At 71.6% G+C, this 18,675-nt stretch carries 18 protein-coding genes; 10 read left to right on the top strand and 8 right to left on the bottom strand.

Annotation, left to right across the window (positions count from 1 at the left end; translation table 11 throughout):
- Nucleotides 1-250: 250 nt before the first annotated feature.
- Complete coding sequence (locus SAVERM_RS08985) at nucleotides 251-718, top strand: MarR family winged helix-turn-helix transcriptional regulator (protein ID WP_010983138.1); 468 nt, start codon at nucleotides 251-253, stop codon at nucleotides 716-718.
- Between the two features lie 46 nt (nucleotides 719-764).
- Here SAVERM_RS08985 and SAVERM_RS08980 read toward each other — a convergent pair whose 3' ends face one another.
- On the bottom strand, nucleotides 765-1,751 hold the full coding sequence (locus SAVERM_RS08980) for a DUF3048 domain-containing protein (RefSeq protein ID WP_037646165.1): 987 nt from the start codon (nucleotides 1,749-1,751) through the stop codon (nucleotides 765-767).
- 318 nt (nucleotides 1,752-2,069) lie between these two features.
- Entirely contained in the window at nucleotides 2,070-3,140 is a 1,071-nt protein-coding gene (locus tag SAVERM_RS08975) for an ATP-dependent DNA ligase (RefSeq protein WP_010983136.1), read from the bottom strand.
- 74 nt (nucleotides 3,141-3,214) lie between these two features.
- Here SAVERM_RS08975 and ligD point away from each other — a divergent pair, with 74 nt between their 5' ends.
- Nucleotides 3,215-4,231: a non-homologous end-joining DNA ligase gene (ligD, locus tag SAVERM_RS08970; protein WP_010983135.1), complete on the top strand. Its 1,017-nt coding sequence runs from the start codon at nucleotides 3,215-3,217 to the stop codon at nucleotides 4,229-4,231.
- Between the two features lie 194 nt (nucleotides 4,232-4,425).
- Entirely contained in the window at nucleotides 4,426-5,472 is a 1,047-nt protein-coding gene (locus tag SAVERM_RS08965) for a LacI family DNA-binding transcriptional regulator (RefSeq protein WP_010983134.1), read from the top strand.
- Between the two features lie 83 nt (nucleotides 5,473-5,555).
- Here SAVERM_RS08965 and SAVERM_RS08960 read toward each other — a convergent pair whose 3' ends face one another.
- Nucleotides 5,556-6,347 (bottom strand): VOC family protein, encoded by a 792-nt coding sequence (locus SAVERM_RS08960; RefSeq protein ID WP_010983133.1) that lies wholly within the window; start codon nucleotides 6,345-6,347, stop codon nucleotides 5,556-5,558.
- Between the two features lie 291 nt (nucleotides 6,348-6,638).
- Between SAVERM_RS08960 and SAVERM_RS08955 the strand changes: the two genes are divergently transcribed.
- Nucleotides 6,639-6,884, top strand: a complete 246-nt coding sequence (locus SAVERM_RS08955) for a WhiB family transcriptional regulator (protein ID WP_010983132.1) — start codon at nucleotides 6,639-6,641, stop codon at nucleotides 6,882-6,884.
- Between the two features lie 128 nt (nucleotides 6,885-7,012).
- Complete coding sequence (locus tag SAVERM_RS08950) at nucleotides 7,013-7,783, top strand: hypothetical protein (RefSeq protein ID WP_010983131.1); 771 nt, start codon at nucleotides 7,013-7,015, stop codon at nucleotides 7,781-7,783.
- 67 nt (nucleotides 7,784-7,850) lie between these two features.
- On the opposite strand, the gene SAVERM_RS08945 is transcribed toward SAVERM_RS08950, so the two are convergent.
- The 3 genes from SAVERM_RS08945 to SAVERM_RS08935 form a co-directional block, all read right to left on the bottom strand.
- On the bottom strand, nucleotides 7,851-8,825 hold the full coding sequence (locus tag SAVERM_RS08945; protein WP_010983130.1) for an acyl-ACP desaturase: 975 nt from the start codon (nucleotides 8,823-8,825) through the stop codon (nucleotides 7,851-7,853).
- Nucleotides 8,826-9,045: 220 nt separating this feature from the next.
- Nucleotides 9,046-9,822 carry a dimethylargininase gene (gene ddaH, locus SAVERM_RS08940; RefSeq protein ID WP_010983129.1) on the bottom strand — a complete coding sequence of 259 codons (777 nt, stop codon included), beginning with the start codon at nucleotides 9,820-9,822 and terminating at the stop codon, nucleotides 9,046-9,048.
- A 283-nt stretch (nucleotides 9,823-10,105) separates the two neighbouring features.
- On the bottom strand, nucleotides 10,106-11,725 hold the full coding sequence (locus SAVERM_RS08935) for an ABC-F family ATP-binding cassette domain-containing protein (RefSeq protein ID WP_010983128.1): 1,620 nt from the start codon (nucleotides 11,723-11,725) through the stop codon (nucleotides 10,106-10,108).
- Nucleotides 11,726-12,039: 314 nt separating this feature from the next.
- Between SAVERM_RS08935 and SAVERM_RS08930 the strand changes: the two genes are divergently transcribed.
- Entirely contained in the window at nucleotides 12,040-12,720 is a 681-nt protein-coding gene (locus SAVERM_RS08930; RefSeq protein ID WP_037645871.1) for a GOLPH3/VPS74 family protein, read from the top strand.
- A gap of 260 nt (nucleotides 12,721-12,980) precedes the next feature.
- Here the strand turns inward: SAVERM_RS08930 and ssgD are convergent, their stop codons facing one another.
- Nucleotides 12,981-13,397 (bottom strand): spore wall synthesis regulator SsgD, encoded by a 417-nt coding sequence (ssgD, locus tag SAVERM_RS08925; RefSeq protein WP_010983126.1) that lies wholly within the window; start codon nucleotides 13,395-13,397, stop codon nucleotides 12,981-12,983.
- 314 nt (nucleotides 13,398-13,711) lie between these two features.
- On the opposite strand from ssgD, the gene SAVERM_RS08920 reads away from it, so the two are divergent.
- From SAVERM_RS08920 to SAVERM_RS08910, 3 genes are all read left to right on the top strand, one after another.
- Nucleotides 13,712-14,782 carry a WD40/YVTN/BNR-like repeat-containing protein gene (locus SAVERM_RS08920; protein WP_037645873.1) on the top strand — a complete coding sequence of 357 codons (1,071 nt, stop codon included), beginning with the start codon at nucleotides 13,712-13,714 and terminating at the stop codon, nucleotides 14,780-14,782.
- A 113-nt stretch (nucleotides 14,783-14,895) separates the two neighbouring features.
- Nucleotides 14,896-15,222 carry a hypothetical protein gene (locus tag SAVERM_RS08915; RefSeq protein WP_010983124.1) on the top strand — a complete coding sequence of 109 codons (327 nt, stop codon included), beginning with the start codon at nucleotides 14,896-14,898 and terminating at the stop codon, nucleotides 15,220-15,222.
- A 34-nt stretch (nucleotides 15,223-15,256) separates the two neighbouring features.
- On the top strand, nucleotides 15,257-15,946 hold the full coding sequence (locus SAVERM_RS08910) for an endonuclease V (protein ID WP_010983123.1): 690 nt from the start codon (nucleotides 15,257-15,259) through the stop codon (nucleotides 15,944-15,946).
- A 43-nt stretch (nucleotides 15,947-15,989) separates the two neighbouring features.
- Here SAVERM_RS08910 and SAVERM_RS08905 read toward each other — a convergent pair whose 3' ends face one another.
- A complete protein-coding gene (locus SAVERM_RS08905) occupies nucleotides 15,990-17,165 on the bottom strand; it encodes a saccharopine dehydrogenase family protein (protein ID WP_010983122.1) in 1,176 nt (391 codons plus the stop codon).
- Between the two features lie 266 nt (nucleotides 17,166-17,431).
- Here SAVERM_RS08905 and SAVERM_RS08900 point away from each other — a divergent pair, with 266 nt between their 5' ends.
- Complete coding sequence (locus tag SAVERM_RS08900) at nucleotides 17,432-18,589, top strand: CaiB/BaiF CoA transferase family protein (RefSeq protein WP_078234627.1); 1,158 nt, start codon at nucleotides 17,432-17,434, stop codon at nucleotides 18,587-18,589.
- Nucleotides 18,590-18,675 lie beyond the last annotated feature (86 nt).

Here is an 18,675-nt window from a genome sequence, read left to right as displayed (position 1 = left end):
AGCCCCATCTCTCCCGAGCGCCCAGCGCGTAATTAGTCAGCACACTGATTATTTGTTCGAGGCTTCAAACACGCTGCCATCCGATCCCGGGGCAGTCAATACCCCAAGGAAAATGCGGACGAGAGACATCCTGGCGAGACAGGACAGGGGTGCCGAGGGCAGGTATCGTTCAGTGCACCAACGAAAACCACAGAGGAAATCAGACAGCTGCGCGGCCGACGGCGACGCGTACGTGGAGCGAGGAGCACACATGGCCGCGGTGGACCTCTCCACCCACCCCGGGCACCTGGCCCGGCGGCTCCAGCAGGCGCACTACCTGCTGTGGAACACGATGGTCTCCGAGGAGATCACCTCACCGCAGTTCGCGGTCCTGAACGCGCTCGTGGCCGAGCCCGGCCTCGACCAGCGCACGGTCGGAGAGCGGGTCGGCCTCGACCGGTCCACGATCGCCGAGGTCATCAGCCGGCTCAGTCGCCGCGGGCTGCTCGACAAGGTCCGCGACGCGCACGACGGCCGCCGCTTCCTGCTGCGCCTCACGGAGGAGGGCACCCGCACCCACCGCAAGCTGACGGTGCGCACGGCCCGGATGAACCAGGTCTTCCTGGCCCCCCTCTCGGCCGAGGAGCAGAGCCAGTTCTTCGACCTCATCCAACGGGTCTCGGACGCCGCCGAGGGGCTCCGCAATCCCGCGGAACCCCTCACGGCCTCGAAGACCTGAACGCCCGGACGCTCCCCGCCCGGCGGGCCGGTGCGGCCGCCTTCCGTCACGCCTTCGCGAACACCACCCACACCTGTCCCTTGGCGAAGTTCATCGGCGAGCCGTCCGCGGTCGTGAACTCCGTGCCGTCCGTCGCCGACTTCCGCTGCCAGTCCACGTCGAAGACCCGCCCGTCGCGCAGGACTTCGGCCTTGCCCGTGCCGACGGTCTCCGTGTAGGGGGTGTTGCTGCCGAGGAAGTCGTGGAACCTGGACTGCCGCACCTTCACGTGCTGCACGACCACGGTCGCCGGCGCCACCGTCGCGCCGTCCGTCGTCACCGCCTGTGTCCCGTCCATCGACACCAGCCAGCGCTGCCGCTGCTCGGACCAGGTGAAGGTGAAGCGGGCCGCGGGGAAGCGGACCGTGCGGGCCTTCTCCGGGGTGCCACCCGGGGGAGCCGCGCCGAAGTGGAACCCCGTCGTGAGCGCGTCGGCGCCCGGTGCGGAGTTCAGCAGCCGCTTCGGCCGCAGGAACAGATTGTGCGGCGCCGCCTTGTCGCCGCCGCGGAAGTAGGCGTTCGAGTCCTGCTCCGGCGACACGGCCCGCAGGGGCGCCTTGTCGATCAGTGGCAGCAGCTTGTGCTGGGCCCCCGAGAACGCGAGTGTCGGATCGTGGAACTGGCCCAGCAGCTCCAGGTCCGACTCGCGTGCGCTGCGCACCGGCCCGACGGTCTTCGGCAGGTTCGTCGCGAACACCGCCATCAGCCGGCTCAGACCGCCCTCGACCTGCTCCGCGTACACGACGTCCGCCGTGTCCAGGCCCGTCTGCGGGCGGGCCGCACCAGCGTTGTCGATCTTCACCGCCAGTACCGGACCCGCCGTCGCGCTCGGGCTGCCGCTGACCTGGCTCTCCGGGTGGCCCTGTTGCCGGTTCCGTCCGTCGTCGACCGCGCGGCCGTGCGTGGTGCAGCCCGTCACCAGGGAGCCCGTCACCGTGGCGGCCAGCAGTGCCGCCGTCATCACGCCGCGCCGCATCCGCGCCATCTGTCGCATGCCCACCGTCCACCAAGTCCTGTGCCATTGATTGTGCGCTTATAGGTTCATTGGTGGCCATACCCGTTCGGTTCTGATTGCGCGCGTCGGCTCGGCCGATTGGGCCAGTCGACGAACGGGCCGACCGGAGCACGCGCCCGCACTTCGACGATCCAGCGATCCAGCGGTCCAGCGATCCGGCTGTCCGGGATGCACCCCCCTGCGGATACCCGCGCTGTCCCTCCCCAGCGGGCATGAATCAACGAGTACGGATCGGTGAAGAGGGCGCTGCGACAGCGTGAACACGCCGCCCCCGGCCGCACTCCCTTCGGTTCGCGGTCAGCCCCGCGAGCCGAGGATCTCCGTCAGGTCGTAGCTCACCGGCTCCTCCAGTTGCGCGTAGGTGCAGCTCTCGGGGGTGCGGTCGGGGCGCCAGCGGCGGAAGCGGGCCGTGTGCCGGAAGCGTGCGCCGTTCTCCATGTGGTCGTACGCCACCTCCGCCACCCGCTCGGGCCGCAGCGGCACCCAGGAGAGGTCCTTCTTCCCCGACCAGCGACTGGGTGCGCCGGGCAGCCGCGCCGTCTCGTGCGCCGCCTCGTTCGACCAGGCCGCCCAAGGGTGCCCCGCGGCGTCTTCCATGCGCAGCGGCTCCAGCTCCTCCACCAGCTCGGCGCGACGCTTCATGGGGAACGCGGCGGACACCCCGACGTGTTGCAGGGCGCCCCGGTCGTCGTACAGCCCGAGCAGCAGCGAGCCGACGACCGGGCCGCTCTTGTGCAGGCGGTAGCCCGCGACCACCACGTCCGCCGTACGCTCGTGCTTGACCTTGAACATGGCGCGCTCGTCCTGCCGATAGCGCAATGTGAGCGGCTTGGCGATCACGCCGTCCAGGCCCGCGCCCTCGTACTGCTCGAACCACTGCTCGGCCACCTCGCGGTCCGTGGTCGCCGGGGCGACATGGACGGGGGCCGTCACCCCCGACAGCGCCGACTCCAGCAGGGCGCGCCGTTCGGTCAGCGGAGTGTCGAGCAGTGAGTCGTCGGCCAGCGCCAGCAGATCGAACGCCACGAACGAGGCCGGCGTCTTCTCGGCCAGCATCCGCACCCGCGACTCGGCCGGATGAATGCGCTCGGTGAGCGCGTCGAAGTCGAGCCGCCCGTCCCGGGCGATCACGATCTCACCGTCGATCACACAGCGCTCGGGCAACCGGTCCCGCAACGCCTCGACCAGCTCGGGAAAGTACCTGGTCAGTGGCTTTCCGGTCCGACTGCCGAGCTCCACCTCGGTGCCGTCGCGGAACACGATCGCCCGGAACCCGTCCCACTTCGCCTCGTACTGCATGTCCGGCGGGATCTTCGCCACGGACTTGGCGAGCATCGGCTTCACGGGCGGCATCACCGGCAGATCCATGCTCCGATTCTGCGGGCACACGCCGATGTTCGCCCGGTATGCGCGGTCTGCGTGCTGCGCCTACCGTGGCTCGCATGGGCGATGCGGTGGAGCTGGAGGCGGCGGGCAGGACGGTACGGCTGTCCAGCCCGGACAAGATCTTCTTTCCGGAGCGCGGCTTCACGAAGCTCGACGTAGCCCAGTACTACCTCGCCGTCGGCGACGGGATCCTGCGCGCCCTGCGCAACCGCCCCACGACCCTGGAGCGCTACCCGGACGGTATGAGCGGCGAGTCCTTCTTCCAGAAACGGGCGCCCAAGAACATGCCCGACTGGATCCCCACCGCCCACATCACCTTCCCCAGCGGCCGCAGCGCCGACGAGATGTGCCCCACCGAGGTGGCCGCCGTGGTGTGGGCCGCGCAGTTCGGCACGCTCACCTTCCACCCGTGGCCGGTGCGTCGCGACGACGTCGACCACCCCGACGAACTCCGCCTCGACCTCGACCCGCAGCCCGGCACGGACTACGCCGACGCCGTACGCGCCGCCCACGAACTGCGCGCCGTCCTGCACGAGTACGGCGATCTGCGCGGCTGGCCCAAGACATCCGGGGGCCGCGGGCTGCATGTCTTCGTCCCGATCGAGCGACGCTGGACCTTCACCCAGGTGCGCCGTGCCGCGATCGCCGCCGGACGCGAACTGGAACGGCGCATGCCCGACCAGGTCACCACCGCCTGGTGGAAGGAGGAACGCGGCGAGAAGATATTCGTCGACTACAACCAGACCGCCCGCGACCGCACCATCGCCTCCGCCTACTCCGTACGCCCCCGCCCGCACGCTCCCGTCTCCGCGCCCCTGCGCTGGGACGAGGTCGGGGACGCGCGGCCCCGCGACTTCGACATCGCGACCATGCCCCGGCGGTACGCCGAACTGGGCGACGTCCACGCGGACATGGACGACCACGCCTTCTCCCTGGAGGCCCTGCTGGAACTCGCCGACCGCGACGAGCACGACCACGGCCTGGGCGACCTCCCGTACCCGCCCGAATATCCGAAGATGCCGGGCGAGCCGAAACGCGTCCAGCCGAGCCGGGCGAAGCACGGGGACGGCTGACGGCCGGCCGCCGGCCGTCACGGCCCGTGAGGGTCGCGACGATCCGGCGGCAGTCCTTGAGAACCGCCGCCCGTCCGTGCCCGGGTCGTCCGCGCGCGGCGGGGAGGAGTCCTGGGCGCGGGCTCGGGAGCGCTCTCAACGCCGTTACCGGCCGGGGCTATCCTGATCCGCAGCCGCTCAGGAGGAGTCCCGAAGTGACCGAGACCGCGTCGCGTCCCACGCTGGAGGCCGTGGCCGCCCGGGCCGGGGTCTCGCGGGCCACCGTCTCCCGTGTCGTCAACGGCGGCGACGGTGTGCGGGAGCCCCTCGTCGCGCGGGTGCGGCGGGCCGTCGAAGAACTCGGCTATGTGCCGAACCAGGCCGCCCGCAGCCTGGTGACCAAGCGGCACGACGCGGTCGCCGTCGTGATCGCCGAACCGGAGACGAGGGTCTTCGCGGACCCCTTCTTCGCCCTCCAACTACGCGGCATCAGCAAGGAGTTGACCGCCCATGACTGTCAGCTCGTGCTGCTGCTCACGGAAGGGCGGGACGACCACGCACGCGTGGGCCGCTATCTCGCCGGCGGCCATGTCGACGGTGCGCTCGTCTTCTCGCTGCACCTCGACGACCCGCTGCCGGGCCTGATCCGCGGTGCCGGGGTGCCCACCGTGTTCGGCGGGCGGCCCGGCTGGGGCGACGGCACGCGCGACGCCGCGCCCGCGGTGTACGTCGACTGCGACAACCGCGGCGGCGCCCGGGCGGCCGTACGCCATCTCGTCGGGCTCGGCCGTACCCGTGTCGCCCATCTGACCGGGCCGCTCGACCAGACCTCGGCGGTGGACCGGCTCGACGGATTCCGGGACGTCATGGTCGACGCCGACCCCCGGCTGGTCGTGCAGGGCGACTTCACACCTGCTGGGGGCGAGCGGGCGATGCGCGAGCTGCTGGAGCGCTGCCCGGACGTGGACGCCGTGTTCGCGGCCAACGATCTGTCCGCCTCCGGCGCCCTGCGGGTGCTGCGCGAGCAGGGGCGGCGGGTGCCCGAGGACGTCGCGCTCATCGGCTTCGACGACATGCTGCCGGTCGCCGAACAGACCGATCCGCCGCTCACCACGGTCCGTCAGGACATAGAGGAGATGGGCCGGCTGATGGCCCGCCTGCTGCTGAGCGGCCTGGACCGCCGTGGCGAGGCGGCGGGCCCGGCCGGCACCCCGGCCGGCGTGGTCCTGCCGACGACACTGGTCAGGCGCGCCTCCGCCTAAGGATCGCCGGCGCGCGGACGCGGACCTCTGCTCCCGGGCGTGGCCCGGACGGCCACGCCCGCACGCGACGGTCTGCCTTCGGTTCAGCCCTGCGGCGGCGTGCTCTTGATCACCGCGAACCTCGCGCCGTACGGATCGGCGAGCTTGGCCAACCGGCCCACGCCTTCCAGGTCCGTCGCGGGCATCCGGACCTTGCCGCCCAGCTCCTGCGCCTCGGCGACCGTCGCGTCCGTGTCCTCGACCTCGAAGTACGGCAGCCAGTACGCACCCGACTCGGCCTCCGTCGGGTCGTCCTGGAGCGGGACCGCACCGCCGAACATGGCCTCCGGCTCCGTACCCGCCGGGTTGATGCAGGTGTATGTGCCGCCGGGGAACGGCACCGCCGAGGTCTCCCAGCCGAACACCTTGTCGTAGAACGCGGCGGCCCGCGCGATGTCCGGTGTGTAGAGCTCGATCCAGCACAGCGATCCGGGGGCGCCGGCCACGTCCAGCCCCTTGTTCCGGCCCGGCTGCCAGACGCCGAAGGGCACGCCCGCCTGGTCGGCGAGGATCGCCATGTGGCCCTGGCCCATCACGTCCATGGGCGGCAGGAACACATGTCCGCCGGCCTGCTCGGCCGCCTTCGCGGTGGCCTCGGCGTCGGGGCTCTGGAAGTACACGGTCCAGGACGGCGGGCCCTGTTCCGGAGTCGTCTGCATACCGCCCGCGGCGGTCTTGCCGGAGAGCTGGAAGAAGCCGTATCCACCGGCGTCGGGCCCTGCCGACTGGAACTGCCAGCCGAAGAGGCCGCCGTAGAAGGACGTGGCGCCGTCGATGTCGGGGGTGCCGACATCGAGCCAGTTCGGAGCACCGGTGACATAACGGGTGGTGAGCATGATTGCCCTCCTTTGAGGGGTCCCGTTGCCTGCACTGCCGAGTCTTGCACCGCCCACTGACAATCGCCGCCGCAGCGCGCCGCGGGGTTGCGGGACGAGGGTGATGACGCTCGGTGAGCAGCGGGAATTCCCGTGTTTCTGCCGACTCCGCGCGCCGCCGTGTTTTCCGGGACGGGCGGGACCATCATCAACGCCTGCGACAGCCACGTACGGGGTCGGACACCGCCTCCGGAACACGACGTTGATCCCGCGTTGATCGAACGTTTTTCGCCGCCCGGCACGATCTCGCCCATGCACACCGAAACGATCACGTCGCCCGACATCGCCTGGCAGGAGGAGGCGCTGTGCGCGCAGACGGGGGCTGATTTCTTCTTTCCCGAACCCGGGAGCTCCGTACGGGAGGCGAAGCGCATCTGCGGCCTGTGCGAGATCCGCTCCGCCTGCCTCGAATACGCGCTCACCAACGACGAGCGGTTCGGGGTCTGGGGCGGGCTCTCCGAGAAGGAACGGCTGAGCCTCAGGCGCGACCCGCGCTGAACGCCCGCACCGGGAAATCGGTACGCCGCACGGCCCCCGGCAGGCACAATCCCCGCCTGGCCGGCACTCCGGTCCACACGGCCGACAGTCTCCTCAGCGCTCTCGCTCCGCTGCCGTACCCGCGGCGCATGCGTGAACTCGCCCTCCATGTGCGGGTCATGAGCCCACCGCGCCCCGTGCTCGAGGCGCGCGGTGCGTATGAGCGGGGCATCGCGGTGGTCGCGGCGTCCGTCGCCCGGGGCACCCAGTGGATCGCGGAGCGCATCGCGGACGCCGAGCCCTTCGTGCGCGGCCACGCCCTGCGCGTCGCCGACAGCCTCCAAGTCCCCGACACCGTCTACGAGTCGGCGCTCGGCGACGCCTGCGAGGCCGTATGCCGTGATCTGCTGCGGGGGATAGTCGTGGGCCGCCGCACGGCACTTGCCGACCGGCTGGCGGACGGGCTGCGGCGCGACTGGGGCGACGCCGAGGCGGCGCGGCTGCTGCCGGGCTGCGCGCCGGAGACCGTTGCCCGGCTCCTGCCCGGCCTCTTCCACGCCGTCACCGGCTGGAAGACCCTCGCCAACAGGCACCCGCGCACGGTGCTCGACGCGGCCGAACAAGCGCTGGCCACGCTCCCCGAGGCGCTGCGCGCCCCCTGGTGGAGCCGGTACGCGCCCGCCGTGGCCGCCACCGTCACGGCCGAACCGTTGCGCGCACGCGCCCTGCTCGAACGCCTCGGCCCCGAAACGATGCCACCCCGACTCCGCAAGCACCTGGGCGACTTCGCGGTGGCCGCCCCCGGGCGGCTCCTGCGTCTCCTGCTCACTCCCGCCTGGCACGCCGTCCGCCGACACCGCGGGCTGGGTCCCGGTGTCCTGCGCACGCTGGCCCGCAAGCAGCTGACGGCGTACGAATGAGCAGCGGGCCCGTGCCTCAGAGGCACGGGCCCGCTGCTGAAGACGCCTGAACCGGCGCCGAAGGCGGCTACGCGCCGGCTCGCGCCGCCATCCGCGCCTTGCGGGCCGCCAGCTTCTCGTCGAACTTCCGGGCCTCCGTGTCCAGCCCGCCCATGAAGAGGCCGAGCTCTTCCTGGGCGTGCAGGCCCTCGGGGCTGAGGCCGTCGATCTCCAGGACCTTCAGGTGGCGCAGCACCGGCTGGAGCACGTCGTCGTGGTGGATGCGCATGTTGTAGACCTCGCCGATCGCCATCTGCGCGGCCGCGCGCTCGAAGCCGGGGATGCCGTGGCCGGGCATGCGGAAGTTGACGACGACGTCCCGCACGGCCTGCATGGTCAGGTCGGGCGCGAGCTCGAACGCCGCCTTCAGCAGGTTGCGGTAGAAGACCATGTGCAGGTTCTCGTCGGTCGCGATGCGCGCCAGCATGCGGTCGCAGACCGGGTCGCCCGACTGGTGACCGGTGTTGCGGTGGGACACGCGGGTCGCCAGCTCCTGGAAGGCGACGTACGCGACGGAGTGCAGCATCGAGTGCCGGTTGTCCGACTCGAAGCCCTCGCTCATGTGCGACATGCGGAAGGCTTCCAGCTTGTCCGGGTCCACGGCGCGCGAGGCGAGCAGGTAGTCGCGCATCACGATGCCGTGGCGTCCCTCCTCCGCGGTCCAGCGGTGCACCCAGGTGCCCCAGGCGCCGTCGCGGCCGAAGAGGGAGGCGATCTCGTGGTGGTAGCTGGGGAGGTTGTCCTCGGTGAGAAGGTTGACCACCAGTGCGATGCGGCCGATCTCGGTGACCTTGGACTGCTCCTTGTCCCACGCCTCGCCGTCCTCGAAGAGGCCGGGGAAGTTGCGGGCGTCACTCCAGGGCACGTAGTCGTGCGGCATCCAGTCCTTGGCGACCTTCAGGTGGCGGTTCAACTCGTTCTCGACCACTTCCTCCAGCGCGTACAGCAGCCGAGCGTCGGTCCAGTCGGACGTGCTGCCAAGGTGGGGAGAGGTGATCGTCACAGGTGCTCCAGGGGGACGTGAAGTACAGCGAGCGGGGCCACGAGCGGCGGGCCCGGCAACCTACGGCATCGTAGGCTACGTATCCGTAGGTTACGAGACCGTAGGTTAAGCACGCTGTAAAGACTGCTGATCAGCAGGGTTCCCCCACGGACACCGCCCGCATGCCGGACGCCGGTGCACCCGCAGGTCCGGGGGCCGGAACGGCGTTACATCAACCGGGTCAGGCGTACAGCTCCCTCAGCCGGACCGAGAGACATGTCACACAGCCTTCGAGTTTCTCGTACTCGCTGATGTTAACCAGGACGGGCTCGTGGCCGAGGTCCGCGAGCAGGTCCGCCGTCTTCGGGGCGCTGTCCGCCATCAGCAGCTTCGATCCGCCGAGCAGGACCACATGGGAGCCGGACTCCTCCGGCACCGAGAGGAAGCGAGTGAACAGCGCGGGCCTGTCCACGAGCGGGATGTGACCGATGACCGTGCCGTCCGGCAGCGCGGTGACCGAGGACTTCAGGTGCAGCACCTTGCTGACGGGCACGGCGACGACCTGGGCTCCGAGCGGCTCGAAGACCGCGCGCAGCTGCTGGACCCCGGCCGCGTTGGTGCGCCCGCCCCGGCCTACGTAGATCGTGTCGCCGATCTTCAGGACGTCGCCGCCGTCGAGGGTGCCGGGTTCCCAGATCCAGTTCACCGAGCAGCCCAGGCGGGCCACGGCCTCCTCGACGCCGGCGGTCTCGCCGCGCCGGGAGTCGGCGCCGGGGCGGGTGATCAGGGCGACATTGCGGTACATGACCACCGCGTCCTCGACGAACACCGAGTCCGGGCAGTCGTCGGCCGGATCCACCTCGACGGTCTCCCAGCCGTGCGTGCGCAGCGCCTCCGCATACGCCTCCCACTGCTCGACCGCGAGGCCGACATCGACCTGCGCGCGCTCGATGTGCGTGACCAGCCCTTCGGCGAGGCGGGGGCTGGGGCGGCGGATGAGGGCCTTCTTGCTGGGCACGTGCGGGTCTCCGTCTCGGCAGGGGGTACGCCGCCATCATGCAGGGCGACCCCCGCCGCACAACAGTCCCGGTGGCCGTGACGGGTCCTGACGGCCTCCTGCACCCCCCGCCGCACGGGAACCGCAGGTGGGCATCAGCGGTGGCAGGCATGGCGGCGACGGGGCGCCTGTGACGGGGGCCTGCGACGGGGGGCCTGCGGCGCGGGAGCGGGACGGCCGCGGGCGCGCCGAGGGCGCGGGAGCGGAAGCGCGCCCCCCTCGGCCCATCCCTCGGCCCACCCCCTCAGCCCATCCCCACCTCCTCCGGCGTCGTGTCCTTCAGCTTCCCCTCCAGCAGCAGCCAGCGTGTGATCCCGATCGACTCGAGGAACGGCACGTCATGGCTGGCCACGATCAGCGCGCCCTCGTACGACTCCAGAGCCGTGGTGAGCTGCCGGACGCTCGCCATGTCGAGGTTGTTCGTCGGCTCGTCCAGCAGCAGGAGCTGCGGGGCGGGCTCGGCGAGCATCAGCGCGGCGAGGGTGGCCCGGAATCGTTCGCCGCCCGACAGGGTCGCGGCCCGTTGGTCGGCTCGCGCGCCCCGGAACAGGAAGCGGGCCAGCCGCGCCCGGACGCGGTTGTTCGTGGCGTCCGGCGCGAACCGGGCCACGTTCTCGGCGACCGTCAGCTCGTCCTCCAGAACGTCGAGGCGTTGCGGCAGGAACCGCAGCGGCACATGGGCCCGCGCCTCACCCGACACCGCCTGCAACTCGCCCGCGATCGTGCGCAGCAACGTCGTCTTGCCCGCGCCATTGCGCCCGATCAGCGCGATCCGTTCGGGACCGCGCAGTTCGAGGCCGCCGTCCACCCGGGCGCCGTACGTCAACTCCAGGTCCTGGAGAGTGAGCACGGAGCGGCCCGGCGGTACGGCCGTGTACGGCAGGTCGACGCGGATCTCGTCGTCGTCCCGCACCGCCTCGGCCGCCTCGTCCAGGCGCTCCCGGGCCTCGGTGAGTCGCTCCTCGTGCAGGATCCGGTGCTTGCCCGCGGACTCCTGGGCCGCCCGCTTGCGCGCCCCCATGACGATCTTCGGCTCGCGCTTCTGCTCGTACATCTTCTGGCCGTACCTCTTGCGGCGGGCCAACTTGACCTGCGCGTCGATCAGTTCACGCTTCTGCTTCTTCAGGTCGGACTCGGCGACGCGCACCATGCGCTCCGCCGCCTCCTGCTCGGTGGCGAGCGCCTCCTCGTACGCGGAGAAGTTGCCGCCGAACCAGGTGACCTCCCCGGAGCGCAGATCCGCGATCTGGTCGACCAGTTCCAGGAGTTCGCGGTCGTGGCTGACCACGACCATGACCCCGGACCAGGCCTCCACGGCCGCGTACAGCCGGCGGCGCGCGTACAGGTCGAGGTTGTTGGTCGGCTCGTCGAGCAGGAGCACGTCCGGGCGGCGCAGCAGCAGCGCGGCCAGCCGCAGCAGGACGGACTCACCGCCCGACACCTCGCCGATGGTGCGGTCCAACTCGATGTGGCCGAGCCCGAGTTCGCCGAGTGTCGCGATGGCGCGCTCCTCCACGTCCCAGTCGTCACCGACCGCTGTGAAGTGTTCCTCGGCCACGTCACCCGCCTCGATGGCGTGCAGCGCGGCGCGCGTCGCGGCGATGCCGAGCGCCTCGTCGACCCGGAGGGCGGTGTCGAGGGCGACGTTCTGGGGGAGGTAGCCGGCCTCGCCCGCGACACGGACGGTGCCGTCGGCCGGGGAGAGCTGTCCGGCGATCAGTTTCAACAGGGTGGACTTGCCTGATCCGTTGACGCCGACGAGCCCGGTCCTGCCGGGGCCGAACGTGGCTTGCAGGTCGTCGAAGACGACGGTGCCGTCGGGCCAGGCGAAGGACAGGGACGTACAGGTGATGGATGCGGTCATACGGTGCCTCGCGGTTGCTCGAGGTGGTCATGGGCAACGCGTGTGAGACACCGCGGGGGGCGACGGTCCCGGGGAATGAGCCGGAGCACGGCGGAGGGCATGAGAAAAGCCCTGTACCGGAGGACGGCTCGGATGCCGAGGTCGCACGCAGCGCACACCACACGGTCAGTGAGGTGTGACGCGGTGTCTCAGGACCTCAGACGAGCAACGTCCTTCTCCAATCGACGGCAACAGAACCGGTGTACACGCTAGGAGCGGGTATGCGGGCTGTCAACGCAATTAACGTGGGCCCTGCCCAGTACCGAGGAGGCACCGTGCCCGACGGCTCGCTCTCACTGCCGGCCCGGCTCTATCTGCTGTCCTGGGACACGACGAAACTCAAGGTCAGCGGCGAGACTCACCTCCATCACCTGGTCCGCGCCGGTGCCCTCACGGAGCTGGCGCAGCGCGGTCTGCTCACCGATGTGGACGGCATCGCCACGCCGGCCGACCCGGATGGCCGTACCGGTGATCCCGTTCTCGACGGGCTGATGGAACTCGTCGAGGAGTCCCGGCCGCGCAAGTGGAAGGCCTGGGTGACCCTGCGGGCCCGCGTCACGCTGGACGCCGTACGCGCCCAGCTCGCCGCCGACGGATATCTGCGCGCCGAGAAGAGACGCGTGTTCGGGCTCTTCCCCTCCGTGGAGTACGAGCTGGCGCGGGTGCCCGCGGTGCAGGCGCTGCGCGCCGAGGCCCGGCAGGTGCTGGAGGGCCCGCTGCCCGTAGCCGCGGTCCCCGACCGGGACGCGGCCCTGGTGGCCCTGGCCGCCGCGGCCGAACTGCGCACCCTGGTGCCGTCCAAGGACCGCAAGCGGTACAAGGACCGCGTCGAGGAGCTGACGGAACGCGGCGGGGCGGCGGCACCCGCACTGCGGAAGGTCATCCAGGAGGTGCGGACGGCAATGATCGTCGCGATCACGGCGGCGTCGACGTCGGGCGCCGCGACGAGCAGCTGAGCGCCGGCCCGCGGCGAAGACCTCGGGTGAGGGGGAGGGGTAAGAGCCGTCCGCCTTCCTCACCGCCTGAGCGCGGAGATGCTGGTCACCGGGGCCGTCGACCCGGTGACTGGGCAGGCGCTCGCCGGGGGTACGAACCCCGCTGAATGTTGTGGTCCGGCCGGGCGCGCCGACCGTGACCGAAAACCGGCCGCCCCGGCGTCGTCCGCGTCAGCGCGGAGCCGGACGCTGCGGCGAACCACTCGCTCGCGCGGACGCGTTCAGCACGCGTCGCGCATCAGTTCCGCCAGATCGTGGTCCAGATCGATCTGCAGATGCTCCAGGCCGACCGGCACCAGCTCCGTCGTGCGCTCCAGGAAGCGCCGGATCTCGCCCGAGCGGACGTGGACCACGGCGGTGCCTTCCGGGGCGTGGAACTCCAGGACGGTGCGGTCGTAGCCGTACGGCCGCACCCGGACGTCACCGTGGCCCACAGGCTCCTCCATGCCGGACGCGAGCAGCTCGCGCGCGAAGGTCCAGCAGACCTCCACGCCCTCCAGCGTCGCCGGGGCGGGGAAGGTCATGCGGATCGCGAACGGGTCGCTCCGGTCGTAGTGGAGCGTGGCGGGAATGCTCGGCATCCGCGGCGCGGCGGCGACGAGACGGGCCTCTACGGGCTGCTCGATGACGGTGGACAACGCCTTGCTCCCTTGTGACGGCTGGATGGACTCCGGACGGATGTGGCCAGGCACTTGAAGAGACGTTGGAATGAGCCAATCCGTGCACCTGAATTTCGAGTGACCTCTGTCACCGAGAACATTCGGTGTGGTGATCCATTTCTCATCCGTCGTCTCCGGGATATCGGAGAGGACACCCGGTGGAGGCGCGCGGTTCCCGGGTGAGGGCATCTGGACGCCACCGGGGGAGTGGGCTAGCTTCGCCCGCCATGACGGGCTTGGGGAACACGCGACGCACGAGACGGACGAGGCGCACAAGACGTACGAGCCGACTGATGAGCGTGGGAGCGTGCGTGGCGGCCCTGGCCGCAGCGCTGACGACTCCCGCCGGGGCGGCTCCCGCCGGGGCGGCACCCTTGTCGGCCGCCGGCAGGCAGACGCCGCACTGGCAGCTCAAGGACAGCGGCACGGACGTCCGCTTCCGCGGTCTTTCGGCCGTCAGCCGGCACGCCGCCTGGGTGGCCGGATCCAAGGGCACCGTGCTGCGCACGACCGACGGCGGGGCGCACTGGCGCAACGTCTCGCCGCCGGGCGCCGCCGATCTGGAGTTCCGTGACATCGAGGCGTTCGACGCGCGGCGCGCCGTGGTGCTGGCCATCGGCGAGGGCGAGGCGTCCCGGGTGCTGCGCACGGACGACGGCGGCGCGACCTGGACCGAGTCCTTCCGCAACACCGACGCGAAGGCCTTCTACGACTGCCTCGCCTTCTTCGACCGGCGCCACGGCCTGGCGATGAGCGACCCGGTCGACGGCGCGTTCCGCATCCTGTCGACCAGCGACGGGGGCCGCTCCTGGAAGGTGCTGCCCGGCGCCGGGATGCCCGCGGCCCAGGACGGCGAGGCCGGCTTCGCGGCCGGCGGACAGTGTCTGGTCACCTCGGGACCGCGCGACGCGTGGCTGGCCACCGGCGGCGGCGCCCACGCGCGCGTGCTGCACTCCGCCGACCGCGGACTGACGTGGACGGCGGCCGACACGCCGATCCCGGCGGGCGATCCGGCGCGCGGTGTCTTCGCGCTCGCCTTCCGCGACCGCACGCACGGCATCGCGGTCGGCGGCGACTACCGGGCCGACCAGGCGTCCCCGCGGGCGGCGGCGGTCAGCGGCGACGCCGGCCGCACCTGGACGACGGCCGCGCAGCCTCCGCCCGCCTACCGCTCCGGCGTCACCTGGCTCCCGCACACCGGCTCCGCCGCCCTCGCCGTCGGCCCCACCGGAACGGACCTGACCACGGACGGCGGCCGCACGTGGAAGACCCTCGACACGGGCTCGTACGACACCGTGGACTGCACCCCGGACCGGGGGTGCTGGGCCTCCGGCGAGAAGGGACGGGTGGCCCGTCTGGAGTAGTGACCGCTCCTTCGGCGCGCGGCGGCCGACGGGCGATGTTCGCCTGGGAAAAGGGGGTACCCGTGCGCCACCAGTTTTCCGGAGCGCAGTGATCCCGGAGGAAGTGAGGAGTCATGCCACGCGGTTCGAGCCCCAAGAGGGAACGTCAGTACGAGCACATCAAGCAGAGCGCGCAGGACCGGGGCGAGAGCCAGGGGCGCGCCGAGGAGATCGCCGCGCGCACCGTGAACAAGGAGCGGGCCCGGTCCGGTGAGTCGAAGACGGCGAGCAAGACGTCCACGAACGACATGTCGTCCGGCAAGCGCGGCGGTCAGCGCTCGCACACGGGCTCGGCGGGGCCCACGTACGACCAGCTGTACGAGGAGGCCAAGCGGCGCAACATCCACGGCCGTTCGGACATGAACAAGTCGCAGCTGAAGCAGGCACTGGGCAACAAGTGACACCGGCCCGCGGGGTCGTACGCTCGTCACCATCATGACGACCGTACGCATCCCCGCGGGCTGGCCCGCCACCGAAGAAGAAGCCCGTGCCGTGCAGGACGAGTTGCGCGGACGAGTGATCCTCGACGAGCCGGGCCCACCGCCCGGAACCGGTCGTGTGACGGGCGTCGACGTCGCCTACGACGACGAACGCGACGTGGTCGTGGCGGCGGCGGTCGTGCTGGACGCGGCGACGCTGGACGTGGTCGCCGAGGCCACGGCCGTGGGCGAGGTCTCCTTCCCGTATGTCCCCGGCCTCCTGGCCTTCCGGGAGATCCCCACGGTCCTGGCCGCCCTCGACGCCCTGCCCTGTCCCCCCGGCCTGATCGTCTGTGACGGCTACGGGGTGGCCCACCCCCGTCGCTTCGGCCTCGCCAGCCACCTCGGCGTCCTCACCGGCCTCCCCACGATCGGCGTCGCGAAGAACCCGTTCACCTTCTCGTACGAGGATCCCGGCGCCCCACGAGGCAGCGCCGCGCCCCTGCTGGCGGGCGCCGACGAGGTCGGCCGGGCTCTGCGCACCCAGTCCGGCGTCAAACCCGTGTTCGTGTCCGTGGGACACCGGGTGGACCTCGACCACGCCTGCGCCCACACCCTCGCGCTGACCCCGAAATACCGCATCCCGGAGACGACCCGACGGGCCGACTCCCTGTGCCGACGGGCCCTCAAGGAGGCGACTGCCTGAGGGGCGCCCGTCGACTCGGTTCCGGGGTGGCCGCTGCGGGGGCTTACCGTTTGGCCGCCACCCGGAACGTGATGCCCGCCGCGCGGAGGCGGTCGATGAGGGCGTCTCCCATCGCCACCGCCGTCGTGACCTGGCCGGACGTGTGCGGCAGGTCGTCGAGCGCGAGGGACAGGGCCGACTCCGCGAGCATTTTGGCCGTCTCGTCGTAGCCGGGGTCACCGCCCGCGACCTCCGTGTAGACGCGCTGTCCGCCGCCCTCGCCGACGAACCGGACCGAGAACCAGCTCTTCGCGCGCTTCTCGGCGCTCGGCCCGTCCCCCGGCTTCAGCCGGCCGGACAGCCAGCGCCGCGCGGGCGGCAGCTGGGCGGCCGCGAAGAGCGCGCTGACGGCGGCGACCCCGCCCGCGGCGAACGGCAGCTGCTCGACCGCCGCGTAGTGCCGGTAACGGAAGTCGGGCCCGTACCGCTCCAGCACCCGCGCCGAGCGCTGCACGATCTGGCTGTCGATCGTGGGCAGCGGCAGCGCCCACGCCCCGACCTCCTTGGCGAACCGCGGCGCACCCAACGGCGCCTGCACCCGGCGGCCCACCACTCGGGGTTCGTGCCGCCTGCGGTCCCGGGCCGCGGCGAGCATCTGCGGGCCCCGCGCGAACTGGTTGAGCGCGGAGGCGAACGTTCCGCCCGAGAACATGGCCTGCGAGCGCACATAGCCGTCGACCGTCAGCGGCACCCCTTCGGGCAGCTGCCGCACGGTGAAATACGCCCCCAGGTCGTGCGGGATCGAGTCGAACCCGCAGGCGTGCACCAGCCGTGCCCCCGTCTCCCGCGCGCGTGCGTCGTGCCGAACGTACGTGAGGTCCACGAACTCGGGCTCACCGGTCAGGTCCGCGTAGTCCGTGCCGGCGTCGGCGCAGGCGGCCACCAGCTCCTCGCCGTAGTTCAGGTAGGGACCGACCGTCGTGGCCACCACGCGCGCGTTGCGGGCGATGTCCCGCAGGGACCCGGGGTCGGCGACGTCCGCCTGGAGTATTCCGATCTCCGAGGCGCCCCCGAGCCGCTCCCGCACCTGCTCCAGCCGCCGCGCGCTGCGCCCCGCGATCGCCCAGCGAAGCCCCTCGGGCGCGTGCGCGGCGAGGTACTCCGCGGTGAGCGTCCCGACGAAGCCCGTGGCTCCGAAAAGCACGATGTCGTACGCGCGATCCGTTTTCAGCCTGCTCATGACACCCCTCAGCCCGCGCCGTTGTCGGTGGCCGAGGCTAGCGTGAGGTGCGAGCGGTCGAACACCGAGGTGTGCGTCATCCTCGGCGGGCCGGCGCCGGCCGTACCTCGTGGACGTCGGTGGAATGTCCCACTCCGGTGTGTTCCATGACAGTCTGGCGTTCGGAATCTAGACTAAGCGCTTGCTCGCCCAGGGCTTGTCTGTGGTGGAACACGTTCTTAACATCACTGATGTCACATCAGTGGTGTCACAGTGCTGGGGGCTTGATGGCAGTGGCAAGGACGCCGGGGCACGGCCCGCTCGCAGGCGTGCGCGTGGTCGAGCTGGCGGGCATCGGGCCCGGCCCGTTCGCCGCGATGCTCCTCGCCGACCTCGGCGCCGATGTCGTCCGGGTGGACCGTCCGGGCGGCGCGGGGCTCGCGATCGCCCCCGAGTACGACGTGACCAACCGCAACAAGCGGTCCGTGATCGTCGACCTCAAGGCCGAGCACGGACCGGCCGGCGTCCTCGACCTGGCCGAACGCGCCGACATCCTGATCGAGGGCTACCGCCCCGGCGTCGCGGAACGTCTGGGCGTCGGCCCGGAGGCCTGCCACGCCCGCAACCCGAAGCTCGTCTACGGACGGATGACCGGCTGGGGCCAGGAGGGCCCGCTCGCCCAGCGGGCCGGGCACGACATCGCGTACATCGCCCTGACCGGCACTCTCGGCATGATCGGCAACCCCGACGAGCCGCCCGCGATCCCGGCCAACCTCGTCGGCGACTACGCGGGCGGCTCGCTCTACCTCGTCGTCGGAGTGCTCGCCGCCCTCCACCACGCGCGCGCGACCGGTACCGGCCAGGTCGTGGACGCCGCCATCGTCGACGGCGCGGCGCATCTGGCGGCGATGATCCACGGCATGCTGGCGGCGGGCGGCTGGCAGGACCAGCGCGGCGCCAACCTCCTCGACGGCGGCTGCCCGTTCTACGGCACGTACGAGACGGCCGACGGGCAGTACATGGCGGTGGGCGCCCTGGAGCAGCAGTTCTACGCCGAGTTCGTGGAGCTGCTCGGCATCGGGGACGAGGCGCCGAGCCGCAAGGACGTGTCCCGCTGGAGCGAGCTGCGCGAGACGGTCGCGGCCCGCTTCAAGACCCGTACGAGGGACGAGTGGACGGCGGTCTTCGAAGGCTCCGACGCCTGTGTGGCACCCGTCCTGTCGCTCCGTGAGGCACCGGCACACCCCCACCTCGCCGCCCGCGGCACCTTCACCGACCACGGCGGCATCACCCAGCCCGCCCCCGCACCACGCTTCTCGGCGACCCGCACGGCCGTCCGGAGCGGGCCCGCACAACCGGGCGCCCACGTCGAGGACGTGGCCCGTGAGTGGGGCGTACCACGGCTGCTCGAGGGCCTCCGCCCCGGACCGGGGGAGGGCGCCTGATGGAACTCTCCCTCCCGCTCGGCCACGCGCACGGACCGCGCCCGGCAGAGCCCGGCCGCCCCCTGCTGAACGTCAGCCCACCGGCC

Origin of the sequence: Streptomyces avermitilis MA-4680 = NBRC 14893 (assembly GCF_000009765.2) — a bacterium.
Classification (GTDB): Bacteria; Actinomycetota; Actinomycetes; order Streptomycetales; family Streptomycetaceae; genus Streptomyces; species Streptomyces avermitilis.
This window is presented reverse-complemented; position numbering and strand designations above follow the sequence as displayed.

Excerpts from the sequence above, each read along its gene's own strand:
- SAVERM_RS08975 (WP_010983136.1), bottom strand. The coding sequence starts at position 3,140 with ATGGATCTGCCGGTGATGCCGCCCGTGAAGCCGATGCTCGCCAAGTCC.
- SAVERM_RS08960 (WP_010983133.1), bottom strand. The coding sequence starts at position 6,347 with ATGCTCACCACCCGTTATGTCACCGGTGCTCCGAACTGGCTCGATGTC.
- SAVERM_RS08900 (WP_078234627.1), top strand. The coding sequence starts at position 17,432 with ATGGCAGTGGCAAGGACGCCGGGGCACGGCCCGCTCGCAGGCGTGCGC.
- SAVERM_RS08950 (WP_010983131.1), top strand. The coding sequence starts at position 7,013 with ATGCGTGAACTCGCCCTCCATGTGCGGGTCATGAGCCCACCGCGCCCC.
- SAVERM_RS08920 (WP_037645873.1), top strand. The coding sequence starts at position 13,712 with ATGAGCGTGGGAGCGTGCGTGGCGGCCCTGGCCGCAGCGCTGACGACT.
- SAVERM_RS08955 (WP_010983132.1), top strand. The coding sequence starts at position 6,639 with ATGCACACCGAAACGATCACGTCGCCCGACATCGCCTGGCAGGAGGAG.
- SAVERM_RS08985 (WP_010983138.1), top strand. The coding sequence starts at position 251 with ATGGCCGCGGTGGACCTCTCCACCCACCCCGGGCACCTGGCCCGGCGG.
- SAVERM_RS08935 (WP_010983128.1), bottom strand. The coding sequence starts at position 11,725 with ATGACCGCATCCATCACCTGTACGTCCCTGTCCTTCGCCTGGCCCGAC.
- SAVERM_RS08910 (WP_010983123.1), top strand. The coding sequence starts at position 15,257 with ATGACGACCGTACGCATCCCCGCGGGCTGGCCCGCCACCGAAGAAGAA.
- SAVERM_RS08915 (WP_010983124.1), top strand. The coding sequence starts at position 14,896 with ATGCCACGCGGTTCGAGCCCCAAGAGGGAACGTCAGTACGAGCACATC.
- SAVERM_RS08905 (WP_010983122.1), bottom strand. The coding sequence starts at position 17,165 with ATGAGCAGGCTGAAAACGGATCGCGCGTACGACATCGTGCTTTTCGGA.
- ligD (WP_010983135.1), top strand. The coding sequence starts at position 3,215 with ATGGGCGATGCGGTGGAGCTGGAGGCGGCGGGCAGGACGGTACGGCTG.
- SAVERM_RS08980 (WP_037646165.1), bottom strand. The coding sequence starts at position 1,751 with ATGCGACAGATGGCGCGGATGCGGCGCGGCGTGATGACGGCGGCACTG.